Origin of the sequence: Sulfurimonas sp. (genome assembly GCF_019429335.1) — a bacterium.
Taxonomy (GTDB): domain Bacteria; phylum Campylobacterota; class Campylobacteria; order Campylobacterales; family Sulfurimonadaceae; genus Sulfurimonas.
In genome coordinates this window covers 37,186-62,477 of record NZ_JAHYJB010000001.1, presented here as the reverse complement: position 1 = coordinate 62,477, position 25,292 = coordinate 37,186, and the positions used below count along the sequence as shown (strand labels likewise).

Genomic DNA, 25,292 nt, shown 5'->3' with positions numbered 1-25,292 from the left:
TCTCCTTATGTGCTAAAAAATAATGTAAATTTATTGCTAAATTAAATATTGATAGCCACAAAAAAAAGAGCACTATAGTAGGCATTAGCCACTATAGATTTAACTCTAAGTTTGCGGCTAAATGCCTAATGTGAAGTTTTATACAAGCAGATTTATAAAATCATATCGTAGTAAACCTCTGCCATATTTCTTGTTTTTGCCTCTGTAGCGATATACATAAATTTTTGTATTTCATTAACAGAAGAAACTTTGTCTATTCTAGGCTTCTGCCCTTCAATTTCGACTTTAAATACAAGCGTAGGAAAAAATTCACTGCCACTATCTCTAAGTCGAGTAATTTTCATACCGTTTCTTTCATAGTAGACGCTCATCTTAAAACCCCCACTTGGTATTCTTCTTCTAACGGGCAATCTGGCTCATCCCAATCGGTCATTGAGTGCATTGGCTTCCCCTCTGAATTTTCTTCAAGAAAAACAGCAGGAAACAATCTTCCTGTTTTTGTATTTCTAATTCTGAAAACAGGGCGAGACCAATCATCAAGACCGACAAAGACTGCCTTTTTTCCATTTTTTTGAACGAGGTTTCTTTTAAAATTCTCCACGATTTCAAATCCTGCACCCTCAAGCAACAAAGTTGTTACACCATTAACATTAGTCATTAGTGTTCTTTTGCCAACAAGATGAGCAAGACTTAGTTCGTTTCTAATATTTTCAAAGATACCTTTGTAATCGCTATGTTTTTTGTTATAAGATTTTTCTATGATGTATGTCATTTTAAACCTCCTCACAAAAAATGTCTTTATCTACTTTAAAGCCGAGTTCGATTATCGCATCTGCAACCTGTATAGGTAAGGCAAACACACCATCAAAATCAACCAACTCATTGTTTTCAAACCAAAGTCCGCCGGCTAATTCATCGCCATAAACATCATGCTCGAAATAGCCATACTGATCGGCAGTTGAAATCTCAACAGTAAACTTTTTTGTTTGTAGTTTTTTATCATATTCTCTCATTTTAAAATCCTTTTGGCAGTTTCACCATTGCTGAATGTTCTGATATATTCAGTCGGTATTGCATTATATGCTACATAATGCTCTTCAATTTTGATAGGAATTAAATCCATATCTTGAATGTCCAAATCCAAACCTACTCTCATAAATTTTTCCTCAGCCATTCTATAAAGCTCATCTTTCCCATACCTAGCTATATCAAAAGCCGAGAGACTTAATTCGCAAGCGATACGATCATCGTAAGCCACAACATCATCAACAGAATAGTCGTCAATGTTGTACTCGCAATCACTATGAATGTGTTCTGTAATCTCAACAAACTCACACTCTTCAAAACCAAAGTTAACTTGTATAGAGTCTCCTCTTGCAACTACCTTTTTTACTTTGTTAAGTGCAGCTTGCGCTGATTTTGCTTCAACTGTTATGAGGTATTTACACCAAACTGTTTCTTGTTCCTCGAATGGTACTAAAAACTTTTTCATAGTACGCCTCCTGTTGTAGCAAATATCACAAATTCATTAGAAATAATTACCTTAGATGAAGTTTGTATTTTTTTTTGTAATTCAAGCATAGAATCTAGTTGATTTACCATCAATCCTCTTAAGCTTTCGACCGTTTCGTATTCATATTGCTCACAAACCATAAATCCCCATCCCGCTAAAGCAGGGTGTGAAATTGGCAAGTCAACATCAATACCATATGTCATAAAAAAGTCAAATGGATGCTGTCCTAGATCTGTTGGGAATTCGCTGAAAATCTCTCCGCATACATGCGTTTTTATAATGTCTTGCAAAGTTGTCATTATTTCTCCTTCAAAAGAAAAATCAGAACATACCAATCCCTACAGGGATTTGACATGGTATGTCTTGCCCCTGTTTGGGGATTGGCTCTTATGAGCAACTTTTTTTGAATGTAGAAATCCCTCTGAACTTAATCAGTGTTAAAAATTAACATTGAGATGTTTTTTGGGGGGGATTTAATTTAGTAGAGGGAAAAGAGGCTTATTAAGCTCTTCTTCCTTTTTTGTATTCATTGTGTCCTACATGATACATAATAGCAACTAATGTAAAAAGTGCTAAAGGTATCATTCCAATTAAATTTTCCATAGCTACTCCTTTTTCTCTAAGCTACCAATTGCTAATAATATTATACCTAACAAAAAGGACAATGACAAACCAAGCCTATCAAAATCTTTATCTGTTGTTAAGACAAACATAACATTAGCCACAACACCCGTACCGACACCGAGAAAAACACTTGATATCGCATTTGTGTTTAATTTGTATTTAGAGAAAAATATATAGAGTAGCAGCGAAATATGTTTAAACATTTCTAAGATATTCATTTTTCCTCCTTAATGAGTTAAAGAGAGAGCATTCCCTAGAGGGAAACTATTCCCTCGTGGGTAAGCTCAAAAAATGAGCAACTAAAATAAACTCAACTGCACTCCATTTTTAAGCGCATCTTCTGGAATATAATCAGCAATATTTGAAGCTTGAACTTCAATTTTTTTCTGATTTTTTCCTTTGCCAGAGTAGTAGAAAAATGTATTTGATGTTATTTCTCCGTCATAGTCAAGAAGAGAATCAAAGACGATTTTTTCATCTTTGTCTTCCTCGAAAGAGGTTTTATTCACATCCCACCAAAGCTGAAATGCTCTTGTGGTAACAAAATTGTGTGACTTTTCATATTGACTCCAAATCTCTTCAAAATCAATATTTAGATCAACAAAAGAAGCTTTTGCTTCTTCTTTAGTGGTGATCTTTTTAATATCAGAAACAACAACTTCCTCCTCTTGATTTGCTTTATATTCATCGAGTTTAGCTTGATAATAAAGCTCAAAAACATCAAAATCTCTATCATTACCAAAATTGGAAATAGTAGCCGTCTTGATCTCCTTTGAAGCGGATTCGTCATTTAGAATTGCCTTTGCAAGAGCGAGTTGGATATTCTCCTCATCTTCTCCCATCGCCGACAAATCATCGTCTCCGCTTAATCTACCCTCTAAACTATTAGCCGCTGCAACCTTAGCACCTATAAGCTCTAAAGCTTTATGCTGTGGAGTATTCTCATAAGCCATAAAAATAACCTTTACAGGATATTTCTGACCTATTCTCCAACTACGGCGACTTGCTTGCTTCAAGGTAAAGATGTTGTAAGTTGTTTCATAAAAGATTATTGTAGGAAATTGTAGTAGAGTCAATCCCGTTTTAACCAACTCAGGGTTAGCGATAAGAACATCGCAAGGATTTTTCTCTATCCATTCTTTCCTTTTTGTCGGAGCCACGGAGCTAGGAAGGAATTTGATAACTTTGCTTGGAAATTCGTCTTGTAGAATTTTTGTTATGTCAGTGGCTACGACTTGGTTCGTAAAAGTAAGGTAAACCAAACAGTTTCTTCCATCATCAAGCTCTGCTCTAACATTCTCTACAAGTCTATTTTCTTTTGCCGTTGTACCAAATTCTTCTCTTGTGAACTCTGGTTCATAAAACACCTTGTCTTGTGCACTTCTAGCCATAAAAGGCATATCGGGAATTGCAATAGCATCGGTAGCTAAGTTTCCTAACAGTCTTTTATCTTTTCGTATTTGCAAAGTAATCTTTTGAAGATAGCTAATATATGGACTTTTCAACTTTTCTTCCATTGGAACGAGATCAATGATTTCTGTATAGTCAGGCAACTGTAAGTCACTTGGCATTTTAATCTCATCAAGTCTTAAGAAGATTGTCATATCTAGCAATACAGACAAAAGATATGGAGAAATTTTTGCTCTCTCTCTCACATTAATTCTTCTGCCCATACGAGTTACAACTCCTTCACACGTTACCTCTTTAGCTTCAACTATCTCTTCATGAGCACCATAGGTACTTACGAATTGTTGAACTTGTTCATAGTCAAAACCTAACTTAACTTTCATCAAGTGTGGGTTTAATCTATAGAGAAGATAAAATAACGAAGAGGCATACCCGTTCATCAAAGTACCAGTAAGAGCTATTGTCTTTTTAGCACCAGAAACGAGTCTAGCCATAGCGTTGCCCTGCCCTGTATTTCCACCTTTGTACTCATGAACTTCATCGAGTATGACATTATAAGAACCTTTTGTAAAGTTCTTAAAAACGTAATCCGCAATCGCTTCACGAGTTCCCATTTTTTTAGAAACACTTCTGTCAGGTTGTCTTAAGACACACCCACATTCACACTTCATTGGTACCGTAGAAGTATCAATTCCGTGCTCACTTCCTTCTTTGACTGTAGCATTACAATCAGGACACTTTGCTACTTTGATTAATTGCTTAACTAACAATGATTGTCCGTCAAGCTCCTTTTCTGTGGTTATATACTCTCTTTTGATTCTAACCGCAGGAACTTTTGGATACGAGAGCTTTAATGTTTCTCTCGCTACTATAAAATAGTATTTAATTCCATCGTTCCACAAGTTGCGCTTAGCGTAAGGTGCTAGATCTTCAAATCTTTTAACAACTATTGCTTTATAAGCAGATTTGTCTTTATAGTTGATCTCTAGTTCCTCTTGCCAAGTTTTAACCAAGTGTGGCGGGCAAGCTATAAAATACACCGGACATAGTTTTTGGCTCATGCTCATCTGCACTGCCATAGTGGTTTTACCACTCCCCATTTCCGCAGAAATTATAAGAGACTTATTCTTTCTGTTTTCTATATACTCTGTTCCTGCCGCTACCAGTCTTGATTGTCTTAACAAAAGATCCCTGCTCGATTGAGAGACAATGTTATTTATTATATTGGAGTATCTTATAGGATTATCTAAACCATCAAAAGATGGCTTGATAACCTTTCTTAACTCTTTCTTGAATACTTCAGCATTTGAAGTTATTAATTCATCTAGTTTTTGAGTTATCATTACTTTCCTCCTAGATAAATTTTTACTTTGAGTCCTGCTGCTAATAATTCAGCAATATATTCTGCCGAACCATTGGTGCATTTTTTTATTTTTAAATTTTTCATAATAAGCTCCTCAGCTATGCGGAAATAGTCCGCTTATTTAATTAAGAAAGCCTATAGGTACGAAAAAATTTACATAATGCGCCCTATGGCACAAAGTAAATGTTCGTGCCATAGGCGACAAAAAAATGAATGTAGAAATCCCTCTGAACTTAATCAGTGTTAAAAATTAACATTGAGATGTTTTAGGGGGATTTATTTAGTGTGTAGGTTTATGGTTGTGTCTGTCTTTTTCAAGGCTCTTTATTGCCCATATACTAAGGGCTATAAATGCCACTATACTGCCGAGTATTAAAGTTCCGATAAAAGCGTTCATTGTGAACTCCTTTTCTCAATTTCGGAGTAGAATATATTTTTAAATTCTCTACTCATCTCCTTTATCATTATACCCGCAAAAAAGATTACAGTCAATATCAAACCGTTTTCCTCGCTAGTAATAAAGAGTGCAATTATTGAAAAGGAAGAGACATTAGGACCCATGTCCGAAAAGAAAAATATAACAGAAGCAATTCTGTTTTTGTACTTTACGTCATTAGCACATCTTGTCAATACTTTATCCCACTTTTTCTTTACTTTTATCGACAATATCTTTGCCAGTTCATAAACCATAAATCCAATAGCAAATAGCTCTATTAAAAATAGAACTATATATATGTGTTTCATAATTAAGCCTCCTGCCTATTTGTTTTGCGATGAGGCTAAAAACTTCATGACATCTTTTTTTGCGATAGAGCTAAAAAAGTTTTTATCCGCTTCTGCAACTCTGTCTTTTTTTTCTTTTTCTTGAAACTCTTTTTCAAGCTCAATAACTAATTCAAGCATAACAAGTCCTCCCAGGCCAAATAAGACATAGGAGTTCCTTGCGGAATCCCACGTCTAAACGTGAAAACTCCACTAGGAGTTAAACTTATATATAATTTTTTTTCATTGCCTCTTCAATCTCAACCAAATCTTTACCGTTAGGCAAAGAGCTATCAAAGCAAAGAATATATTTTTTACCATGTTTGGATAATCTCTCAGAAACATTATGAAAAGCCCAAAGATACTCTTTGGCAAAATCTATCGCTTTAAAGTTTTGAGCTTTTTCCGTTTTGAAATAAAAGATGCCTTTTTTAGAGATTACCTTTTTTATTAAACCTAAATCTACAAGTCCGTCAATGACATTTTGAGCATATCTGCCACATTGAGACAACAAGTTCTCTTTGCGGTATATGTATGCCAAAATAGCCACCACGGTTGCAGATGTTGAACATTCGAGAGAGCTAACTCTTCTTTTCAAATATCTCATTACACAACCTTTATATACGAAAACCCTTCTCCGTCACACAAAACATTTGCGTAGATATCGGGGGCAAAGCTTTGAAGCAGTTCAAGATCAACACTCTTTTTTCCCTTGTTTTTAACAAGAGAGACTGTTTTATCTCCTGCTTTTGCCATGCGTGTATTAGTTGCTTCAAAGAACTCTTGAAGTTGCTTTTTAGCAGCTTTAATCTCCTTTTCTATAGAAGATTTTTTCGCTATAAAATCTACAACTTCTTGAACATCCTTTGGAAGCTGTTGCGCTGTTATATTTGTAATTGCCGGACAATTGCCCTTAAAAGCACACTTTGAACAATACAGTTGTACGTCCGCTTCTGGCTCGCTAGACTCTACAAGAGCATTTGCTAGAATATTGGCATTATCCATTGCAACATCAAACAGTGCTTTATTTGGCAAAACCTCAAAGGTTTTAAACCAACCACTGTTGACATCTATCGCAACTACATAGCCTCTAACATTTTTACCCTTGCATTGAGACTCTAACAGACCCATCTGCATTTGTACTTGCAAAGTCCAACTCTCATAAGGTTCATCTACCGGGATAGATGTGGATTTTGCTTCAACGACTACACACTCTTTTCCAAAATCAACAACAAAATCCAAATGAGCTTTAATATCAAAACCATTACTAGCCTTGCCGCTTACTTCAACTTGTTGCTTGTATGGAGTGCCTTGTAGCATTAAAGCTACTATCTCTTCTGCAATATGCCCTCTCTCAAAGACTATATGCTGCGCAATGTCATACTCAACTTTTTGTATCTTAGAGAGATATGATTTTCGCAGACAAGAGCCTATGTCGGAAGCTCCAATATATGTGCTTCTGTCTCCTAATGAACTAACTGTTTTTTTAGCCAGTACTTTTGGTAGGTTTTGTTTTATAAATGTTTCTAGCTTACTCATAATAAGTTCCTCCTAGCGAAACTAAAAATTAGGCATAGGAGTCCATACGGAGTCCTAGCCACACATATTAAACATGCGGTTGAACTCCTAGTGGAGTTTACTTATTTTTTGTCATTGAAAATCCCTCTGAACTTAATCAGTGTTAAAAATTAACATTGAGATGTTTTAGGGGGATTTATTTAGTGTGTAGGTTTGTGAATTTTCTTAGATTTTTCATCTAATTTGTAAACCCAGTAAGCAAGGCTTATTGTAATAATGAATACTACTATTTCACCCATTGTTTGCTCCTTCTAATTATTTTATTTGAAGTCATTATACCATAAAAAGAAGTGACGGTAATTAATATTGACACTAAACTAATGTCATTTAAAATTCCATAAATTCCATTAACCCACAATCCTAAAAACATATCTCTAGTATTCTGTGGATTTTTCATAATATGTCTAACTTCTGCGATATATCTTAAATATTTTATCTGCATATTAAAACCTGTCTGCACATAATTACTCCTCCAACATAGCAATTGCTTTGTTAAGCTCTTGATTATAATGGGAAGTGCTAGTTTCAACTTTTTTAATCATACCGATACCTGCATATAGTGCAGTGCATACCATTATTATTGTAATTAAAGTTTTCATAAGAAACTCCTTATATCCGCACTTTCAAAATCAAAAAACATAACAAAACATTCGATCCCTTTCATGACAAGCAACTTAATTGCTGTTGAAAGAATGTTTTATAGGGCTATGATTTTGTTAGATTGATTGTGAGGATGAATTTAATAATCCAATATAAGGAGCGGAATTATCCCCATAGGGATAAAAGCTCCCTATGGAGGATAAATTGAGATAGCCAATCTCGAAGATTTTTAATACGACAAGCTGGCTAGTGCTTGAATTTTAAAAATTTATAAGGCATAATAATGGTTATAGTGATGTTAACTAGCAGGCCTGTAGAAAACCTACTAGGTGCCACGCATCAGGCTGGTATATCGGGTTAGGATACACTAGAATCAACATGACTATCACTAATAACAGCTTCATAAATCCTCCTGTCGAAAGATTGGGGGAAGCTTAATCTGCGTCCAACATCCCCCGCAAACAATTTAATGTTCACTATTTCACTGTTAGTAATCCAACCATAATGCTATCCGTTTTAACCCGAAGCAATTATAGTTTTCATGCAACCACTATTGAATTTTAAAAATTTATAAGTTATAATTTTGTTAAAGTTTAGTTTTGTGGATAAAGACAGCAAGAGCTGGTACTCTTACTATCTAGTCGCCTTATAGCTTATTGAACTTTCGTAACAATAAGCATTAGCAGTACTACCCAAAGCAAAACTTGCCTTAACATGATTCCGCACCTCCTTTCAAGCTATTTCTAGCAGAAGTTTTACCGCTCACCTCGTCAAAGGGAGGGCAGAATACAAATTACAACTTTTTTGTTTAAAACATACTCTCGGGAACTTCATTGTCGCTTGTAGTTAGAAAACTTTGAATTTTTTCATTCAGTGTTCCCATATCTAACAATACGGTTTCAATTCCTTCGACATCTTCACTACTTAAACCTAGTTCGTCTTTTACAAATGAACCGATCTCGTCTTTATGTAAACCATTATCTTTAAGATATTGCATTAGACGATATGCAGGAGATTTTTGTTTTGATTGTTCTGGCTTAGGCAGAGACTCTTGTTCCTGATACTGCATTGCATAAGTTCCGTTTTCATACACAAAACCCATATTTACCAATACTTTATCTTTTCCAAAAGTCTTACCCTCTACTTTTGCTATACCGTCGTTTTTTGAAACCGATAGACCTAACTGTTTTACTCCATCCTCAATTTCTTTTGTGAGAAATTTTTGAGGAAGCACTTCTGCTTCTCCAAGAATAGAGTCGTTAAGATGTTCTATCTCTTCAAACGCTTCAATTTTACGATCCCGTGGAATCATAAAATCTCCATAAGCTCTGCGAACAGCCTTATGTCTCCACGTTTGAAGTTTCCAACGCTCATCTTTAATAGTCTTAGTCGCTTCTTTGACGTAATTTAGATCTACGAACTTTGTTTGAGTCGGTATCTCGTTTTTCATGTCCTTTAAAACAACCTCAAACCCGATAAAGTGAGTATCAACCCATTTGGCATTAGCCGTCTGGAGTTGACTTTGCTGTAGGCGGGATAGCTTCGATTCTGCTTCACAAGTACCATCATCAAATTTCCATACAGCATCAAGCTGTAGAAAGAAACCTTTTTGATATGCTAACTGTTGCATACCATTTAAAGGGATGATTGCTTGTGGAAGCATTGTTTTAACCTTGTTGACCAAGGTATCAAATGGGATGATATATACCTCTTTTGAAGAGGGTGCTATATCAAGCCCTGTTTTTGTCACATTTGTTGCAAATCTTATCAGCTCTTTTGTATCAATGATACTTAAGAGGTAATCTTGCGTGCATAGCTCCAAGAAGTTTCTTTTGAATTGTTCCTGCTTATTTACAGGTATAACCTCAAGAAACTGTTTATATGTAGCTAATCCATTTGCAAGCTCATCTCTGCGATCATCTAAAATCTGCAAATTAGTTCTGCGTCCATTATTTTGTTCATTACTCATGCCAAGCTCCTTATAAACCAAACCCCACAAATCAATTTAAATTCACGACACAAATATCCCTTTCAAGGTAAAGCCTAAAGCTGTACTGATAATGTGTTTTGTGTGAAGATGAATTGTTAGATGAGAGAATTGATTAGTTTTTTTGTGGAATATAGATTCCCACCAAGAAGTTTATTGACATAAGTATCCCTTTGAGGGAGTCAAAAACTCCCTCGTGGGAATGTAATTTATAGTAAGTTGAAAAAACAAAGCTCTTAACTCTAGGTTAAAATACTTTGCCTGTATAGACCGCTTATGCGGAATGTTTATGTTTTTGGGTTGTTAATTTTAAAGCTACAATAAGCATAAAAATCGTAAATATTCCAAAAGCAATTTCACCTAGACTTTCCATTTCTTATCCTTTATTTTCTATTGTAGTCTTTTAATATAACACCTATCATTATCCAAATTATACCACAACAAAGGGCATAAATTACAACCTTGTCGTCTAAAAACCATTGATATACAGCTGCGCCAACAATACTTATAGAAACTCCTTCGATGGTAGCCCCTAAAATTCTGATAAATTTATCATATTGTGGGTGAGTATATATCCATAAAAAGACACCAAGTTGTTTGAATAGCTCATAGATTATAAAAAAGGCAATAGAAAAAAATATGCTTACAGCAATAGCTAGAACTGTTTCCATTATTTTGTCCTCCCAGGCCAAATAAGACATAGGAGTTCCTTGCGGAATCCCACGTCTAAACGTGAAAACTCCACTAGGAGTTAAGCTAACGATCAGAAAGGAACTTCATCTCCATCGTCATCATATTGCGGCTCATCGTTTTGATAGTTTTCTTCTTGCGAAGAAGCACTATTATTTGATGTAATATCATCTTCGATACCGAAACGACCAGAGATATACCCTACCTTAACAAGACCACTATCGCCAAGAGGCTTGTTTTCTTTCAACTTGTGAGTTGTGATAAACAAAGCATCAGAAGAGTCAGTGAGCTCTTTTTTCTTTTCACTATCGTAGCGTTTTAAAAGCCCAAGAGTGCCTTGAGTTAAACCATCTACGACAGAACCATCTTTTCGTTTAGAAGGAAAAGTTTTACCTATACAAACTACTTGCTCTTGACCATTATGATCCGTATAAGCTTTCATTAAATCATAAGCACCATCATCTTGACGTTTAACAAGAGTAACGGTAGTTTTTCCGAAGAAACCTAAGTTGATTGAACAAAAAACGCTCTTTGTTTTAGGATTATAAATAATATCCCCGAATGTGCGCTCTTTTCCGTAACTTCTTTTTGTTTGAGTTGCCATAATAGCCTCCTTGTAAATCTCCCCTCTAAATCAAAACAACAATTCAAATCACGATGCCTTTCAAGGTAAGCCCGAAGCTGTACTCAAAGTGATATTAAAGAAGTGTTGATTGTTAGATAGATTGAGAGATTAAATTTTTTATTGGAATATAGATTCCCATAAAAAGACAAGAGACTAGGCATAATACTCCCTTTGTAAGGAAATAAAAAATAGTTCTTATCTCCTTATGGGAGTTTATATTCAAATTGTTTATTGGTATATTCAGTAAAAACACTATCAATTAAGTAATTAATGCTTTATTTTACATTCAATATTTCAAAACAATTTGCCTGAATTTTTAAGAGAATCCTTGCGAATTCATTTTTTTCTTAAAAATTTAGGTTTTTTTTGTAACAAAATCATTTTTTCACTTTTTACAACTAAATAGTTGCAAGAAAGAATACTGCGCAACCGCTAAATAGCTAAATTGATTTTGATGCAATATTTTTCATGAAAAAAATCTTTTTATTCCTTTGTGTTCATTAGTTCCTGCCAAAGAATTAACCGTTTTTATAGAAAATAGCTATGCAATAATAGATATCTCCTATAAAAACTGCCATACATCGCTATATGGAGCGGACTATATTTTCAATATGTTACAATATTAGTAAAATGTATTTACACTTCATAATATTATATGCTAACGACAAAAATCCAAAAGAGCACTAGATTCCATAGATTTTTTATCGTTATACATAAAGCTTCCCGTTTCAATCACTTTTTATTTAAATTTATTTCTACACATTGATTCAACTTCTTTTAAGCTGTATTCGTAATTTTACTTACACGGCAGCGTCCGCTTTTTCAATCTTTACTTCTTCAGCGGCAGCTTTTGCAGCTTCTCTAGCTTTAGCTTTTTCAATCTTTACTTCTTCAGCGGCAGCTTTTGCAGCTTCTCTAGCTTTAGCAGCTTCTGCTTTTTCTCTCTCTTTTTGATCAGCGTGCCTCTTTTCAAAACCTGCATCCAAAACTTTTTCAGCTTCTGCTTCTAGCTCTTCTGCTTTTACTAGCGCTTCTTTAGCTTTTGCTAGCTCCGCCGTAGCTTTTGCTAGCTCCGCCGTAGCTTTTTCCAAGGCTTTCTCTTGTGCTTCGCGCTCTTTAGTCTCTTCCGGAGTTTCACTTTCAATTGTCTTCTCTCTAAAGAGCTCTTGGGCTACAGCTCTGTTTTTCTCTTTCGTTTGCACCTCTTTATAAAGAGCCAATGCTCTTCTTGAACCGATTCCTTGTGAGTTTGCCAACTTAATATAGTCTTCGATTGTTTTTGCGACACCTTCTTGGAATGTATTTATTAATAAAATTCCAAGATCCATTGGAACTCTTGAACCCAAGTTGCTACGAACATATTCTGCGATTGTGTTGACTTCGCTAACATTGTATGCCAATGTTTTTGCTTCAGTTGCTTCGGCGATTGAAACGACTGCGTCTTTTGGATTCATTTCGATTCTTTTTGATTTGAATTCCAATTGCTGTTTCGCATACTCTTCGTTAGAGAGTCTCGCTCTTCGTTCTTGCGGTTTTTTCTGAGGTGCTTTCACCGGCTCTGGATTTTCTTTCAGAGGCTTATCATGAAGAGTTTCTTGCAATTTTCTAGCTCTTTGTCTAGCTCTTTTTACACGATTTTTTTCTCTTCTTTGTTCGGTTTGCTCTAGTGTTAATGTTGTTTCAGTGTTTTCTTCTGCCATTTTATTTTCCTTAGTATTTTTATTTTCCTAGGAATCAATAATGTAAAAAAGTTTAAATAAGGGCTTGTGACTTACTCTACTAGGTTCAACATTTCTGTTGCTTTTCGATAGTCTCTGAACGGCTATCTTCAATAAAGTAATTATGTTGAAATTCAAAGAATGAAAGAAATTGCTATATAAGAGGGCAATTTTTTAATAAAATGATTATGAAGATAGCTCGCTGCGGATTGTCTTATAGCAGTTTAAACAACTGCTGTACTTTTTAGCCTTTTTACTATGCCGATTAAAGTAGCTACTAAGGTGGGGAAGAAACAATGGTACAAAAAGCACTTATGTCTTATCGTATCCACTGATGTTCCCCACCTTAATAGCTACTAACGCATTACCGTTCGCCCTACCCTATGTTACCATGGATAGTTAGTAGCTAAAAAATCTCTTAAGGTTTCCCCGCAATTAGGGAAGTTTTATAACGGCCGAGTGTTAACCGTTAATGTCAACAGTCCTTCGTTTCATCCAAACGGGGTTGACCTTTGGTCGAGTAATGTGCGATACACATAGTCTCTTGAAACCAAACTCCGCAATGGGATGCAATACAAAGGCAAAAGAAGCTTTTGTTTTGGGAGATTAGTTTTTAATAATATAAAATAAATTATCAAACTTTATCTACTTAATGCTTAATTTAAAATAAAATTGGTTGCGTCCATTGATACTCCACCCCTTAAAAGAGGTGGTTTTACGCTAGGTTTTGATAAAATCCCAAGCTGGGGTTTTATCATCATTTGTTGGCAATTTTATAACATGCTTATTAAAGATTTCAAAAGGCTTTTTAAAATTTAAATTAGCTTAAATTATTGGTTGTTTGTGGGAATCTGCAAGTGGCTCATACAACTTTATTTTTTCGATTTTGTAATTTATCTTCTATTTTTTCTTGCCAAGTCATATGCTATTCCATTTTTAAGTAAATTATTATATCCATTTTCTACTTTCAAACTCAATGATGATGCTCTACCTAAATTCCATTTCATCTTTTCTTTTTGATGAAAATAATTTTTACCCCAAATATTTCTTCAAATCTTTTTTTGATATATTCCACAATTTCGCCTATAGTTTTGTATGGCAAATGAAGATAAGCCTCATTTTTCAAGATATTTACTGCCAATACTTCAATCCAAATTTTTTTCCCTATTTTTTCATATATTTCACGACTTAAATCTTTTGTCATCTCTTTGAGGTTTCTTAATGTTCGAATCTCTTTGAGTTCACTGAAAAATAAAGTTTCTTTATGATAAATTGCCGTCGTAAAATCTATATATACTCTCTTTTTAACTTTATCGTCCTTTGGGGTTTTTGCTTTAACCCTCTGGACCTGATATTTAAAATTTTTGTCATAGAAGAGATTATAAATCTTATTTTGACTATCTGTGTACAGGTAAGATGCATGGAGATAGTTTTTTTTAGTCTTGAGAAATTCCACTATCTTATCTCTTTGCATATTTAAAAAAACTCTATTTGCTCTCGTTTGAATATCTTGAACTATTGCTTTGCTTTTTTGCTTAGAATATTTTAGTTTTACAAATTTTAATTTATCTGCCTCTTTTTTATCATCATAAACAGCATATATTCCGTCTTCTTCAAGAACAATGGGATAGCCTGATTGATACGCCGCTGCTATAGAATCATTTATAATTTTATGGGCATCATTTTTTTCTAATCCATGTTGAGCTTGTATTTCACTTACAATCTCTTCAATTTTTTTATTATAGAGCGGTTCTTCATCCATCAATTGAAAGCCCATGAAGATTTTGTAAAAAATGACTTTCGTATTCAGCGATGCTTCTTCTTGCCCTTTCGTTCTCAAGTGTCGGCATCTTTATTGGATAGTTGCTTAATCCTTTCATGTATGGAAAATCTACAATATAGGTATTACCATCGTGTCGCATAAATCCAGTACCTACGGGAAGTTCAGAGATATCTTCCGGCAGTGCAATCGGCTCATCTTCACTTCCAACAGAAAATCTACTGCCCCCTGTAGAATTTGACATATACATACTCTGGTTTTTTCTTATAGTTCCAAGAGATTCAGCAGCTCTTTTACAAGACTCCGGATGATTCATTCTCATTGTTATAGGAGTATTAACATTATCCATTATAACATTCGCATTTGTCGGTCCAAGAGACAAAGAGTAGTCTTCATAACTCTGCGTATAAATAAAAAGAGTTACACCAAGTCCCCCTGCCTTATTGAACAAATCCTCTATCCCTTTATACATTACTGCACCTGCTTCATCTATCATAATGGCTAGTCTTCTTTTATTTCCTCGTCCTGAACTTCCAACTAAGCCCATCATTGATTCTATCGATTTTAGCATTGCCATTACCGATACGTTTGAGACTGTCTTAAATCTCATTGGGTACGGTTGCATTACGCAAATCAAACCTTTATCCTCAGAGAGAAGTCTATTGGAAATTATATTTATTCCGCTTCCACTGAAAACCTTGCCGATATCGCCATATACTAATTGCGAAAGCAATACCGAATGTGTTTTTGCAATCTTTGAAAAATTTGCCTTATCCGTAGAGAGAACTTTATCCAGTATGCTCAAGGCTTCTTCCCGAAGATGCGATATATGTGCATATAGCTCATGCCCTAATCTATCAACCGGTGGTATTGCGATTGTTTTAGAAATTGTTGTTTTCAATCTCTCAAGACTGTCGTATGTTGTATAATTACTAAGTGTCTTAAAAGTAACCATGCTTCTGTTGCTATAAAGAGTTCCAGACGCTTCTTTTTTTAAAATTTGATTTTCGTTCAAAGTTTTGGGTTTTAATGTTGAAATATGAAGCTCGTTAGGATTAGATGTTCTATTCCATTTATCCATTGTGACATTTTGAGAAAAGTTTTTGAAATTTTTGAGTTTGATATATCTCTGAATCTCTTCTTGTTCTAATTTTTGAGTATATGTTCCAAAAGGATCGGTTGCCGCTTGAATAAATGTCAACGCCTTTAGCGCAGCAAGTGTGTTTTCATAAACAACACCTGTGAAGAAGTTATCATCACTAATAGATTCTGCAAAGGTTTTAATCATAGAAGCGGCTTCATCGTCTCCCATTCCAAACATAAGATTTACAAGTTCGGATTCGTCCGGAAATGCAGGAGAGAGAAACTTAAAGTCCTCTGCTCTGTTTGATTCAAGAGATGCTTGAATTGTTTCTGTCAATATCTCCTGCCCCTCCCCTCCTTTTGGATCAACAATAATTACATCCCACCCTTTTTGGATAAGTTGTTTCGCATCGCTTATCATATTCTTTGTTTTACCTACCCTAGTGGTTCCCGTATAGCCAACATGATTATTTAGGTTTGCAAATTTTAAATAAATTGGCATTTTTGCATATTGTTTATCTCTCACATCAATGCCAATACCTTTATACAAACCACGGTCTAGGTTTATCATTTTTTTTTCAGCAGCGACAAGGGCAGTCTCTAAAGCATTAAATCCGGAAATATGCAGATCTAATTCTTTTTGAAGCCTTTTGAACTCTTTTTCATCCGGTGTTTTATCAATTTTTCTACGGACATTCTCTTCTTTTTTTAGAAAAGATTTCATCTGCAACTTTAAGTCAATTAAAATTTCAAAGTCTGTTTTTTTTTCTTTTGCCATAGTTAATCCTTGCTTTGCTCAATATGTTGTTTTGCAAAATGATAAAAAGATGAATAGCTCATTTTTGCATCTTCCGATAAGTAAGAGTTAATAATTTTCCATGTTGACCTAATTGATACACCTTTATCTATTAAGTCTTGTATCTCGTATCTGTATTTTTCCAATTTACTTTTTGCTGCCATTGTTTCTACTTTTTTTAAAGTTTTTTATAAGTAAAACCGTACTACTCATTTTTTTTCTTTCTTGTCACAAAATGGTATTTTTATGGATAGTTTTTTCGCCACAAACAACAAGACCCAAAAAAAGGCGAAGAAGCTGTAGAAAATATTTGCTATTGGATATTCCGGTTTGTTGTTATAATACACCACCAAAACAATGAGTGTTGCAAATATACTTATACTGATGTTAATAATTAGACATTTATAAAAAAAACCCATTATGTTATCAAATTTACTATCAAGCATGCAATCTGCCGCCTGCTCTATATGCTTGTGCTGAAATAAAACATAAGATGTCAAAAAACCTATTATTGCCAATAATGGTACATATTTAAAGCCTTCATTTAAAAAAATATTTACGAATATCGCAAAAACAAATGATAGAACCGCCCTCCAATAGAGTATCTTGTTTTTCTTAATCATTAAAAACTCCCCCTCATGTATTTAAACTCTCTTTTCCTTCTGGCACCTTTTACATAAGTAACCTCTTCTGCGATAGACTTCCTCGTTAATATGGTTGCAATGTAGATCGTCTCTCTTTCTATATAAAAAATTATGCTGTCACCTTTAAACAAATTAACTGCTTTTATTGCTCCTCTTTCGATATTTTTTTGAATCGTCTCCCCAAGCTCAATAGCTTGAACAACATATCTCTTTATTGCCTTCCTGTTTAGTCCTTTGCGTTCTTTTAATCTTTTTTCCATGTGTTTACTAATAAATAAGGGAAGCCTCCCCTCTCTTTCAATTATTAAGTTTTTCATACTATCATGCCTCCTCGTGATTAAAATATTCTTTCCGGAACTCTTTTATTACATCTCTTTTTGAGACAACACTTCTTCTATCTTTTTAAGGTACTCTTCTATCCGTTGTAGTTTTTTCCCCGGTATCTTGGAGAGGTTTTTTAGAAAACTTTTTGAAAGGAACTTTGAATATGTTTTGCTATTCTCTTCTTTTGGTTTCTCGTCTTGCATCCCAAGAACTAAATCTTTAATCTCTTTGAGGGTTAATTCTTTTTCGTCAATTTGTTTGAGTAGCGCTGTAATTTTTATATCATCGTTAAGTTTATTGATAGCAATCGCTTCTTGATAAGTGATTTTTCTTTTTTGTATTGCTTCTATCAATAATGGATTAATGCCCAAGACTTTTATTTTATCCGATAAGGTTCTTAGGTTAATGGAGAGATTTTTGGCAACTATATTTTCTAGCAGTTCAATATTTCGCTCCTCTGCTTCATTTTTTTCTTTACCCGCTTTAAATTTATTTAACAATTTAATTACTTCAGAGCTTTGTGTTTTTAAAACAATTGATGCATAGTCAAGAAATGCAAGTGTTTGGTCATACGCATTAGGATCACTTCTAAAGAGGTTTTCCGAAATTGTAATAAGTGAGGCTTGTTCATCTGTAATGCCGCTTAAAACGATTGCTTTAATTGTTGTCTCATTATTTAGTTTTGTAGCCATTACTCTTTTAAATCCAATGAGGCGCTCAAATTGATTTCCTATTTTTCTAACAATGATTGGTTGTAAAAGTCCAGATGTTTTTATGCTCTTTGCGAGTTCCACAATTTCATTTTCATCAAAACATTTTCTATCATGTGTCTTTGGAGAAAGAATTAAAGACAAAGGAATTTCGGCAATATTATTTTGCGATTCAATCATGTTTTTTACTAAATCTAATTCGTTTGTTGCTTCCTGAAAAGCTGATTTCGGTTGTGGTCTTTTTTTCATTTTATTTCCCTCGTATTTTTTGATTATTAAATTTTACACCTGTGATAAGATTAAAGATTTCATTATATGCTTCAAGAAGTTCTTTATTGCTTTTTGTGTTTGAGTAGAGCCTTATATACTCCCTTAAATAAATTCCATTTCCTGTTGCATCTTTAATTACGGTTCTAGTTGGAATTTCTTTTGATACAAGGAATTCCATACCCTCAAAATTTCCAAGTTTTTTTTGTTTCTCTATATAAAGTGGTATATCCTTTTGAATAATTTCCAATTGCTCTTTGTCGTGTGTTGCAACCTTGTTATACATATTTCCGAATGCAATAATTTTTTCTAATTTGTTTTCAAATTGTTCTTCGAGTGCTATTAATTCTTTAAAGAATGGTTCGGTAGCATCAGTTGCAGCTTTTGCAGTTTGTATAGGCAGCACAACTATATCTGCACTTAGCATTGCGTTTGTAAATAGAACTCCAAGAGAGCCGGGTGTATCTAAGATTATGTAGTCGTAGATTTTTTCTTTTGAGATTTTTTTAATGTAGTTTCTGAGTTTTACTTCTCTGGCACTCATTCCGGATTGTGCGTATTCCATTAAAGAAGAACTAGCAAATAGCATATCTAAAAAAATATCTCCGCTTTCATGTATTGTTACTCTTTTGGGTTGAGGGAATATACCATCTGAAAAAACAGATGAGCTATCGTGTGGAGTATTTTTTATATCATTGGAGTTAATGCCAAATTGAGCCGTGAGAGTTTTTTGCGGATCCCAATCTATAACTAAAACACTGTAGCCGTTCGATGCCAAATCTCTAGCTATAATGTCTGTAGTTTTTGTCTTGCCAACGCCACCTTTTTGGTTGGCTATTGCTATTACTTTTGTAGCATTATTTATCATTACATTGTCCTTAATGTATTTGTATTACAAATTTTAATGTCCTTATACTTAAAAACATATTATACTAAATAGAACATCGTCAAAAAAGCATATCTTTACTAAAATAAATATTACTTTAATATTATATTAAGTATATTATATGATAATTTTATTTTAATTAAAAGGAATAAAGTGAAGTTGTTAAAAAATAAATCAGCTAAAAATATTAGTCTTTTTTTATTTGGTTCTATATGCGAATGGGTTTCAATAAAACTTTATTCTATTATGAAAAAATGTGAACGCAATAGTAAAAGAGGAGAGGAGATTGAAAATAAAGTTAAGAGAATTCAAGATGATGTTGCTTTTGCAAGAAATGCTCAGGAAGAGATTTTTTATTCAAGGGATGTGCTGTCCGAAAAAGAGATTCAATTAGAAGCATGTCATAAGTATATAAGATTTATTGCGTTTCATTTTAGGAATGGGAATTATGGTGAGGTTGATAAAGCCTTAAGTGAATTAGGATTATAAATTTTTAAAAAAGGATGTAGAACATGGCAAAGAAAAAAACGCCAAAAGATTTGTTAGAAGAAGCTAAAAACATAATGGTAGAAGCTAGAAAAAAACAAGCAGTTTTGATGCAGCAAGCTAAAGATTTGGAAGAGAAAAAGTTTGCTGAACTTGGCAAAAAATGTATTGAGTTTTTAGAGGATAAATGTACAAAAGAAAGCTTAGAATATTCTGCTAAAAAGATTGGGTTACTTGAAGAAAGCGAGAGAGAAAGTGAGAACAAAAGTGAAGATAGGATGACAACAAATGTATAAATTTCCAGAGGGATTATACCCATTAGATATTACTTATCACTATTCAAGAAGTTTGTTTAATTTTTTTCAGACAAACGAGCAGACAAAAGAATTTTTCAAATATCTTTTTAGTAGGTTGAACGAAGAGTATAAGCGAAGAAAAAAAGGCGAAAATGTTTGTGCGCATGTGTTAAAAAATGATAGCGACAAATATCCGCTTGTTGATTTGAACTATAACTTTTTTGTGTTAGTTTTAGCTGAATGGATTGAATATTATTCTTGTGAAGATAGAACAGTTTATGAGTACAGTAAGTACAAAAAGATAGCCTATAAAAAAACAGATAAAGAGAGTGGTGAAGAGAAAAATGTTGTCTACAATCAAAAGAGAGATTTGAAAATTGAGTGCTCCACCAAAGAGAGAGTTTTATTTGATTATTCATTTTCCGGATGGCTGACTACGAACAGAACACACAAGAATTTTAGATTTGATTTGATGCAAATTTTGCTTAACAATATTTTAGGCAAACACACTTTTATACCAAATTATAATTATAGAAACAAGGCTGTAACTGTTAAAAATATACTTGTTTTTGATGAGAAGAAAAATACAAATATGTTATTTGCAGCAACTTCTTTTTTTAGATCTACTCTTGCAAACTATTACTCAAATAGTCAAATGAATTTGTTGAGAGAAATGAGCGGAGAGTTACAAAAACTTGGTTATAAAAAAATGAGTATAACTGACGATGACGAATTTGAGATTGATGGAAAAATAGTTCAAGTTTGTAGCTATTTTGACATTAAAAATATCGAAAAAAATCGAGACCAAAATGATGGGCAATATTATGATTTTGAACCGAAAGAAAAAGGTGGAAGTGAGAATAAAGAGATGTCTGATGATGTGGATTATTAAGTAGTGCCCTATTTATATATATATTAACTCTGTAGAGTTATAGAGCATAAAAAAAATATCAATTTTATTGATGCTCTAATATATATATATTTAGCAACTCTGTAGAGTTGTAGAGGTAGTTTTCAAAAATAGGATTTTTAAGACGGTCTATATATATTTATTTAAAGTGACTGATGTCTCTTAGGGAAATAGCTTTTTATGGGTGTCTATTTTATTTATATAGCTGTAGGCTTCTTGGCTATAGACACACACTTTTTTGTGAGATTCCAGAGATCAAGCTTAAACGAGGAATAAAAAAATGATAAAAAGCGAAAATACACTCAAATTTAAAACTATAAAGTGCCTTAAAAATCAATTTAAGGCACTTTCTGGGCATTTTAACATTAAATTAATAGTCAGGTAAGGGTTGAGTGTTTTTGATGCGTTCTAGCTATTTTAAAATGATTTTGAATGAAAAGGATAAAAAATGGGATTAGTGGAGATGTTTTTGGAGTACTGGTGGGTTATTGTTTTGGTAATGATTATACCCTATTTCACCTTGTTTTTTTCTAACTTGTATAAAATAAAACAAGATAAAAAAAATAAAAAAGTAGATCCAAGATTGGTTCAATCTGATGAACAAATTCATCTCGGCATTTCTATCAAAAACACAGATACAAAAATCTACAAAGAGCGAATTGAAAATCTCATAATTCTTTTGAATGAGTCTAAAGAAAAAATTAGCGTTAATGCGGTTGAAGCAATTTTAATTGTAGAGCTTTTTTCAGATTCTGTTTTAGTAAACGAGCAAGGCGAATTAGTTATCAGTATCCAAACCGCAAAAGCTTTCTCTAAAGAAATTTATCACGATCCGATGAAATTTATTACTTATGTTAAATCAGTTGAAAATAGAATCGACATGACCAACTCCCAAAATAAAATTGAGTTAAGTGACGTTCTCTATATGATGCGCAATGCAAAAAAGTTTGGACTCTATATGAACGAAGATGATTCTGATGTAGTTTTCAAAATTAAGTCTGCAATTCATGAATCTAATTACAAAGATGTAGTTGTGAAGATTGTTGAAGATATAAATCAAATTGTACAAAATGACTACGCTATCAACAATATTGTTCTCAACAATACTTATCGTCCTGAGAATTTAGACGAGCCTGAGCGGGATAGTCCAATTGAAAAAATAGAAAAAATTAATGAAAACGGTAGAGTGAAATTGACAATGAAAAATGGTACATTAATCGAGAAAGATGATTATGTTTTTTACAGTGTCCAAACATTAGAACAACGACAAGAAGCAGAACAAAAAAACGTGAAAAAAACAAATCATAAAGAGGAGCATCTCACACAAATTTTAGAACAAGCCAATGACACATTTGTGCAAGAGTATATTGCTAGATTTGGTGAACTAGATTTACATGAAGAGGCAAATAAAGAAAAAAGAATTTTTAAAGACAGGGCATTGAAGTTTTATGATGAAAATATTTTTGCATTTAAAAATTTTACGCCTAAAGATTTTCAGACAAAAAGTTTTTTCGAGGATGAAAAGTTTTATTTATATTTTATTGCGATGTTGTTTAAAAAAGAATTTGCAGTCAGTGATGACGGAATACCATTTGTCTTTATTGGAAGCAGTGAATTAAAAAGCGGAAAAGTTATTCGCTTTGTTTCTGTGGATGTTTATTATTTTTTAATTTTGATTTACAGCTCAATAAAAAGAGAAGATAGAGAAAGTTTTTTTAATTTTATTTTTGATGGTAAAAAAATTAAAGATGGTAATGTTAATCTTTTTTTTGAAAATATAAATAAAACAACTAATTTTTTTCATCCAACACTCAACGTTTTTATTTTTGATATTGTTTATGAGTTTTCGGGTAAAACAATTGCTACAAAAATTATTAATGTCAGCGTAGAAGCTCTTGAAGATTTACTAGATAAAGATGAAGACATAAGAAACGCATATGCTATGCTAAAAAAAGAAATTGATGGGAGTATCTCTGTAAAAGCTTTTAATAAGGCTGCCCTAAAAATTACACAAACAGATATCAAATATTCACATGATACTTTTTTTAGATTACCGAGAGATGAGAAAATATTTTAGGAGATAAAAAATGATGAACGAAGATGATATTTTACAGGATGCATGTATGAAAGAAATTCAAGATATTTGCGAAAATTCTAGTGACTGGCAGGAGGCGATTGAATTTCTTGCTGTTGAACACAATTACCTTGGAGATAAAAAAATTATACAAATTGTGATGAATTATTTTTTCCCAAAAGAAAAACATTTGATAGAGGATTTAAAAAATGCTAACTAAAGAAAAAATAGAATCAGAAATAAATAAACTTTTGCATGAAAAATTATTTTCTGCAATTAGAAAAATTATAGTTGAAAAGCAAAAAGAAGCTCTCAAGAAAACTTCTGAATATAAAAATAGCAGTAACAAAAAAGAAATGCTAGAAAATAGTTATAAGATTTGGTTTGAAAAGATTTCTAAATTTTTTTTATCATTCAGAACAGTATATGCACTCGTACCGCTTGTAGAAAGAGAATTGAAAATCAGAGAATTTTCTTCCGAAGAAATTATAAGAATTAAAACAGACTATTCTTATGATGGTATTGAATTTAGTGCTTATTATCCAGCACACTATAACCATTCCTTACAAAAAGAGATGGAGGACTGTATAGATTATTTAAAAGAAAACAAACAATCGCATATTGTTGATAATTACATTCCAAAAAAAGATACAGAGAGGAGCCCACACAAACCACTGACTACCGCCGAATTAAAATATAGTGCATTTTATCTTTTTGGTTTTGAACCAAATTACGTAACAGTTCTTGCACAAAAATTACATCAAGCAAACTTAATAACTGAACCAGAAACTAATGGATGGAATATTGATGATGCTTTTGCTGAGGAGATGATAACAATTTTAAATCAGACATTTAGTGAAGATATTGTTTTACAATACAAAAGAAGATATACCGACAAAATAGTTGATAGAACTCAAAAAGAGTGTATTCGCCCTATTCATATTTCTTCCAAATATTTTCCAAAGGTAGTTTCTTCCTCGTTAGAATTTAATTCAATTTTTTTTGAAGACGAACAATTGTCGGTAGATGTTCAAAAGCTTTATGAGTTTATTTTCTATATAACACTTTCGACACAATTAAAAAATAGCGTTTACGACACTTCAAAAATTGAAATAGTAGTGGGAAATAAAAAATTATATGAACAAGCTAACGCTATAATAGATGGGCAAGAAAATTGGGAAATTTTAACGGGTGAATTAATAAAAAGGATTTCTAATAATGATGGTTCCTTTAGTGGAAATATAGTTGTCTTGCCAGAGATTCAACCCGGTGAAATTTTAAAACCTATCGACATTTACCCATATTCATATCAGAGCAAGAGACCGCCTAGATTTGGAGTTGGTCGATTCGTTACACAAATATTAGAAAAAAATAATATTGGAAGCAACAAGGAACACGACAAAATAATTAATGAGCTTATAGACTCAAGAGCCGTAAATCAAGTAAAGTCAATGCTTCATCCACAAGAAAGCGCAATAATTTTAATTCAATGGCTAACACAGCACCTCCCCTCTTTTGTAGATTTGGAATATTTAACTGAATTTGAAGAAAAAATAAAAATGGTTGAAGTCGGAAAAATAACACTCAATTCTTTACTTGAAGAGTTAAAAAGAATAATTGAAACTGCATTTAAAATGAGTGGCTATATTGAAAAAGACGGTAAGCCAAGTCAAAGTAAAATCAATCTTATAAAAGCAATCGCACAAAAATATAATTTAAAACTTGACAATGCTGTTTTTGACAGCAACATAAAAATAGACATGTTGTTGGCTCAATATAATATGCCGGAGCCTATAAAAGTTGGTTCATGTCCGAATTGCAATGCCCTAATCTATCAAAAAGAATTTATCAACAGAGAAAGCGGCGAAGTTAGTCACTACTTTGCGTGCGAGAATTTTAAAAAAAATGGTGGATGTACTTTTTCGATGTGGGATAACTACGTGTATAAATTCTTCTCAGATAAAGCGATGGAATTTCACAGTGTTGAAGAGAGAGCAGACGCACTTAAAAAAATACTCTCAAAAAAAAGAGGTTATCTTTTTAACGATTTTATAGCAAAAAATCAAAAGCCGTACGACGCAAAGGTTCTTATTGAATCTTATAAAGATAGAAAAACACAACAAGAAAAATGGGGTTTTACCCTTGCTTTCGTAAATAAAAAGTAAGAGG

At 33.1% G+C, this 25,292-nt stretch carries 30 protein-coding genes; 6 read left to right on the top strand and 24 right to left on the bottom strand.

Features of this window, described 5'->3' with window-relative positions:
* Positions 1-152: 152 nt before the first annotated feature.
* From K0A91_RS00305 to K0A91_RS00190, 24 genes are all read right to left on the bottom strand, one after another.
* On the bottom strand, positions 153-344 hold the full coding sequence (locus K0A91_RS00305) for a hypothetical protein (RefSeq protein WP_295006990.1): 192 nt from the start codon (positions 342-344) through the stop codon (positions 153-155).
* A 23-nt stretch (positions 345-367) separates the two neighbouring features.
* The gene (locus tag K0A91_RS00300) at positions 368-772 is read right to left on the bottom strand and encodes a hypothetical protein (RefSeq protein WP_295006989.1); all 405 of its coding nucleotides are present in this window, start codon (positions 770-772) and stop codon (positions 368-370) included.
* 1 nt (position 773) lies between these two features.
* Complete coding sequence (locus tag K0A91_RS00295) at positions 774-1,013, bottom strand: hypothetical protein (RefSeq protein ID WP_295006987.1); 240 nt, start codon at positions 1,011-1,013, stop codon at positions 774-776.
* Positions 1,010-1,492, bottom strand: coding sequence for a hypothetical protein (locus K0A91_RS00290; RefSeq protein ID WP_295006985.1), 483 nt, complete (start codon positions 1,490-1,492; stop codon positions 1,010-1,012). The genes K0A91_RS00295 and K0A91_RS00290 overlap by 4 nt, the downstream gene beginning before the upstream one ends.
* Positions 1,489-1,812 (bottom strand): hypothetical protein, encoded by a 324-nt coding sequence (locus K0A91_RS00285; protein WP_295006983.1) that lies wholly within the window; start codon positions 1,810-1,812, stop codon positions 1,489-1,491. Before K0A91_RS00285 ends, K0A91_RS00290 begins: the two co-directional genes overlap by 4 nt.
* A 306-nt stretch (positions 1,813-2,118) precedes the next feature.
* Entirely contained in the window at positions 2,119-2,355 is a 237-nt protein-coding gene (locus tag K0A91_RS00280) for a hypothetical protein (protein WP_295006982.1), read from the bottom strand.
* Between the two features lie 81 nt (positions 2,356-2,436).
* The gene (locus K0A91_RS00275; RefSeq protein ID WP_295006980.1) at positions 2,437-4,887 is read right to left on the bottom strand and encodes an SNF2-related protein; all 2,451 of its coding nucleotides are present in this window, start codon (positions 4,885-4,887) and stop codon (positions 2,437-2,439) included.
* Between the two features lie 413 nt (positions 4,888-5,300).
* Complete coding sequence (locus K0A91_RS00270; protein ID WP_295006978.1) at positions 5,301-5,651, bottom strand: hypothetical protein; 351 nt, start codon at positions 5,649-5,651, stop codon at positions 5,301-5,303.
* A 15-nt stretch (positions 5,652-5,666) separates the two neighbouring features.
* Positions 5,667-5,810 (bottom strand): hypothetical protein, encoded by a 144-nt coding sequence (locus K0A91_RS00265; RefSeq protein ID WP_295006977.1) that lies wholly within the window; start codon positions 5,808-5,810, stop codon positions 5,667-5,669.
* Positions 5,811-5,895: 85 nt separating this feature from the next.
* Entirely contained in the window at positions 5,896-6,276 is a 381-nt protein-coding gene (locus K0A91_RS00260) for a hypothetical protein (protein ID WP_295006975.1), read from the bottom strand.
* Positions 6,276-7,208 (bottom strand): Dna2/Cas4 domain-containing protein, encoded by a 933-nt coding sequence (locus tag K0A91_RS00255; RefSeq protein ID WP_295006973.1) that lies wholly within the window; start codon positions 7,206-7,208, stop codon positions 6,276-6,278. The genes K0A91_RS00260 and K0A91_RS00255 overlap by 1 nt, the downstream gene beginning before the upstream one ends.
* A 265-nt stretch (positions 7,209-7,473) precedes the next feature.
* Complete coding sequence (locus K0A91_RS00250) at positions 7,474-7,707, bottom strand: hypothetical protein (RefSeq protein ID WP_295006971.1); 234 nt, start codon at positions 7,705-7,707, stop codon at positions 7,474-7,476.
* A gap of 4 nt (positions 7,708-7,711) precedes the next feature.
* Positions 7,712-7,846: a hypothetical protein gene (locus K0A91_RS00245; protein WP_295006969.1), complete on the bottom strand. Its 135-nt coding sequence runs from the start codon at positions 7,844-7,846 to the stop codon at positions 7,712-7,714.
* A gap of 809 nt (positions 7,847-8,655) precedes the next feature.
* On the bottom strand, positions 8,656-9,816 hold the full coding sequence (locus K0A91_RS00240; RefSeq protein WP_295006967.1) for a hypothetical protein: 1,161 nt from the start codon (positions 9,814-9,816) through the stop codon (positions 8,656-8,658).
* A gap of 401 nt (positions 9,817-10,217) precedes the next feature.
* Complete coding sequence (locus tag K0A91_RS00235) at positions 10,218-10,505, bottom strand: hypothetical protein (protein ID WP_295006965.1); 288 nt, start codon at positions 10,503-10,505, stop codon at positions 10,218-10,220.
* 92 nt (positions 10,506-10,597) lie between these two features.
* A complete protein-coding gene (locus K0A91_RS00230; RefSeq protein WP_295006963.1) occupies positions 10,598-11,128 on the bottom strand; it encodes a hypothetical protein in 531 nt (176 codons plus the stop codon).
* Between the two features lie 821 nt (positions 11,129-11,949).
* Positions 11,950-12,849 carry a hypothetical protein gene (locus tag K0A91_RS00225; protein WP_295006961.1) on the bottom strand — a complete coding sequence of 300 codons (900 nt, stop codon included), beginning with the start codon at positions 12,847-12,849 and terminating at the stop codon, positions 11,950-11,952.
* Between the two features lie 1,021 nt (positions 12,850-13,870).
* Positions 13,871-14,629 carry a hypothetical protein gene (locus K0A91_RS00220; protein ID WP_295006959.1) on the bottom strand — a complete coding sequence of 253 codons (759 nt, stop codon included), beginning with the start codon at positions 14,627-14,629 and terminating at the stop codon, positions 13,871-13,873.
* Positions 14,622-16,508, bottom strand: a complete 1,887-nt coding sequence (locus K0A91_RS00215) for a TraM recognition domain-containing protein (RefSeq protein WP_295006957.1) — start codon at positions 16,506-16,508, stop codon at positions 14,622-14,624. The genes K0A91_RS00220 and K0A91_RS00215 overlap by 8 nt, the downstream gene beginning before the upstream one ends.
* A gap of 2 nt (positions 16,509-16,510) precedes the next feature.
* The gene (locus K0A91_RS00210; RefSeq protein ID WP_295006955.1) at positions 16,511-16,690 is read right to left on the bottom strand and encodes a hypothetical protein; all 180 of its coding nucleotides are present in this window, start codon (positions 16,688-16,690) and stop codon (positions 16,511-16,513) included.
* Positions 16,691-16,735: 45 nt separating this feature from the next.
* On the bottom strand, positions 16,736-17,149 hold the full coding sequence (locus tag K0A91_RS00205; protein ID WP_295006953.1) for a hypothetical protein: 414 nt from the start codon (positions 17,147-17,149) through the stop codon (positions 16,736-16,738).
* Positions 17,149-17,487, bottom strand: a complete 339-nt coding sequence (locus K0A91_RS00200; protein ID WP_295006951.1) for a hypothetical protein — start codon at positions 17,485-17,487, stop codon at positions 17,149-17,151. Before K0A91_RS00200 ends, K0A91_RS00205 begins: the two co-directional genes overlap by 1 nt.
* 48 nt (positions 17,488-17,535) lie before the next feature.
* Positions 17,536-18,453, bottom strand: coding sequence for a ParB/RepB/Spo0J family partition protein (locus K0A91_RS00195; RefSeq protein ID WP_295006949.1), 918 nt, complete (start codon positions 18,451-18,453; stop codon positions 17,536-17,538).
* Position 18,454: 1 nt separating this feature from the next.
* Positions 18,455-19,339, bottom strand: coding sequence for a ParA family protein (locus tag K0A91_RS00190; protein WP_295006947.1), 885 nt, complete (start codon positions 19,337-19,339; stop codon positions 18,455-18,457).
* Positions 19,340-19,510: 171 nt separating this feature from the next.
* Here K0A91_RS00190 and K0A91_RS00185 point away from each other — a divergent pair, with 171 nt between their 5' ends.
* From K0A91_RS00185 to K0A91_RS00160, 6 genes are all read left to right on the top strand, one after another.
* Complete coding sequence (locus tag K0A91_RS00185) at positions 19,511-19,846, top strand: hypothetical protein (protein WP_295006945.1); 336 nt, start codon at positions 19,511-19,513, stop codon at positions 19,844-19,846.
* A gap of 23 nt (positions 19,847-19,869) precedes the next feature.
* The gene (locus tag K0A91_RS00180; RefSeq protein ID WP_295006943.1) at positions 19,870-20,139 is read left to right on the top strand and encodes a hypothetical protein; all 270 of its coding nucleotides are present in this window, start codon (positions 19,870-19,872) and stop codon (positions 20,137-20,139) included.
* Positions 20,132-21,031, top strand: coding sequence for a hypothetical protein (locus K0A91_RS00175; protein WP_295006941.1), 900 nt, complete (start codon positions 20,132-20,134; stop codon positions 21,029-21,031). The genes K0A91_RS00180 and K0A91_RS00175 overlap by 8 nt, the downstream gene beginning before the upstream one ends.
* Before the next feature lie 466 nt (positions 21,032-21,497).
* Positions 21,498-23,126 carry a hypothetical protein gene (locus K0A91_RS00170; protein ID WP_295006939.1) on the top strand — a complete coding sequence of 543 codons (1,629 nt, stop codon included), beginning with the start codon at positions 21,498-21,500 and terminating at the stop codon, positions 23,124-23,126.
* A gap of 10 nt (positions 23,127-23,136) precedes the next feature.
* Positions 23,137-23,343, top strand: coding sequence for a hypothetical protein (locus K0A91_RS00165; RefSeq protein WP_295006937.1), 207 nt, complete (start codon positions 23,137-23,139; stop codon positions 23,341-23,343).
* Entirely contained in the window at positions 23,333-25,288 is a 1,956-nt protein-coding gene (locus K0A91_RS00160) for a DNA topoisomerase (protein WP_295006935.1), read from the top strand. The genes K0A91_RS00165 and K0A91_RS00160 overlap by 11 nt, the downstream gene beginning before the upstream one ends.
* The last annotated feature ends 4 nt before the right edge of the window (positions 25,289-25,292 follow it).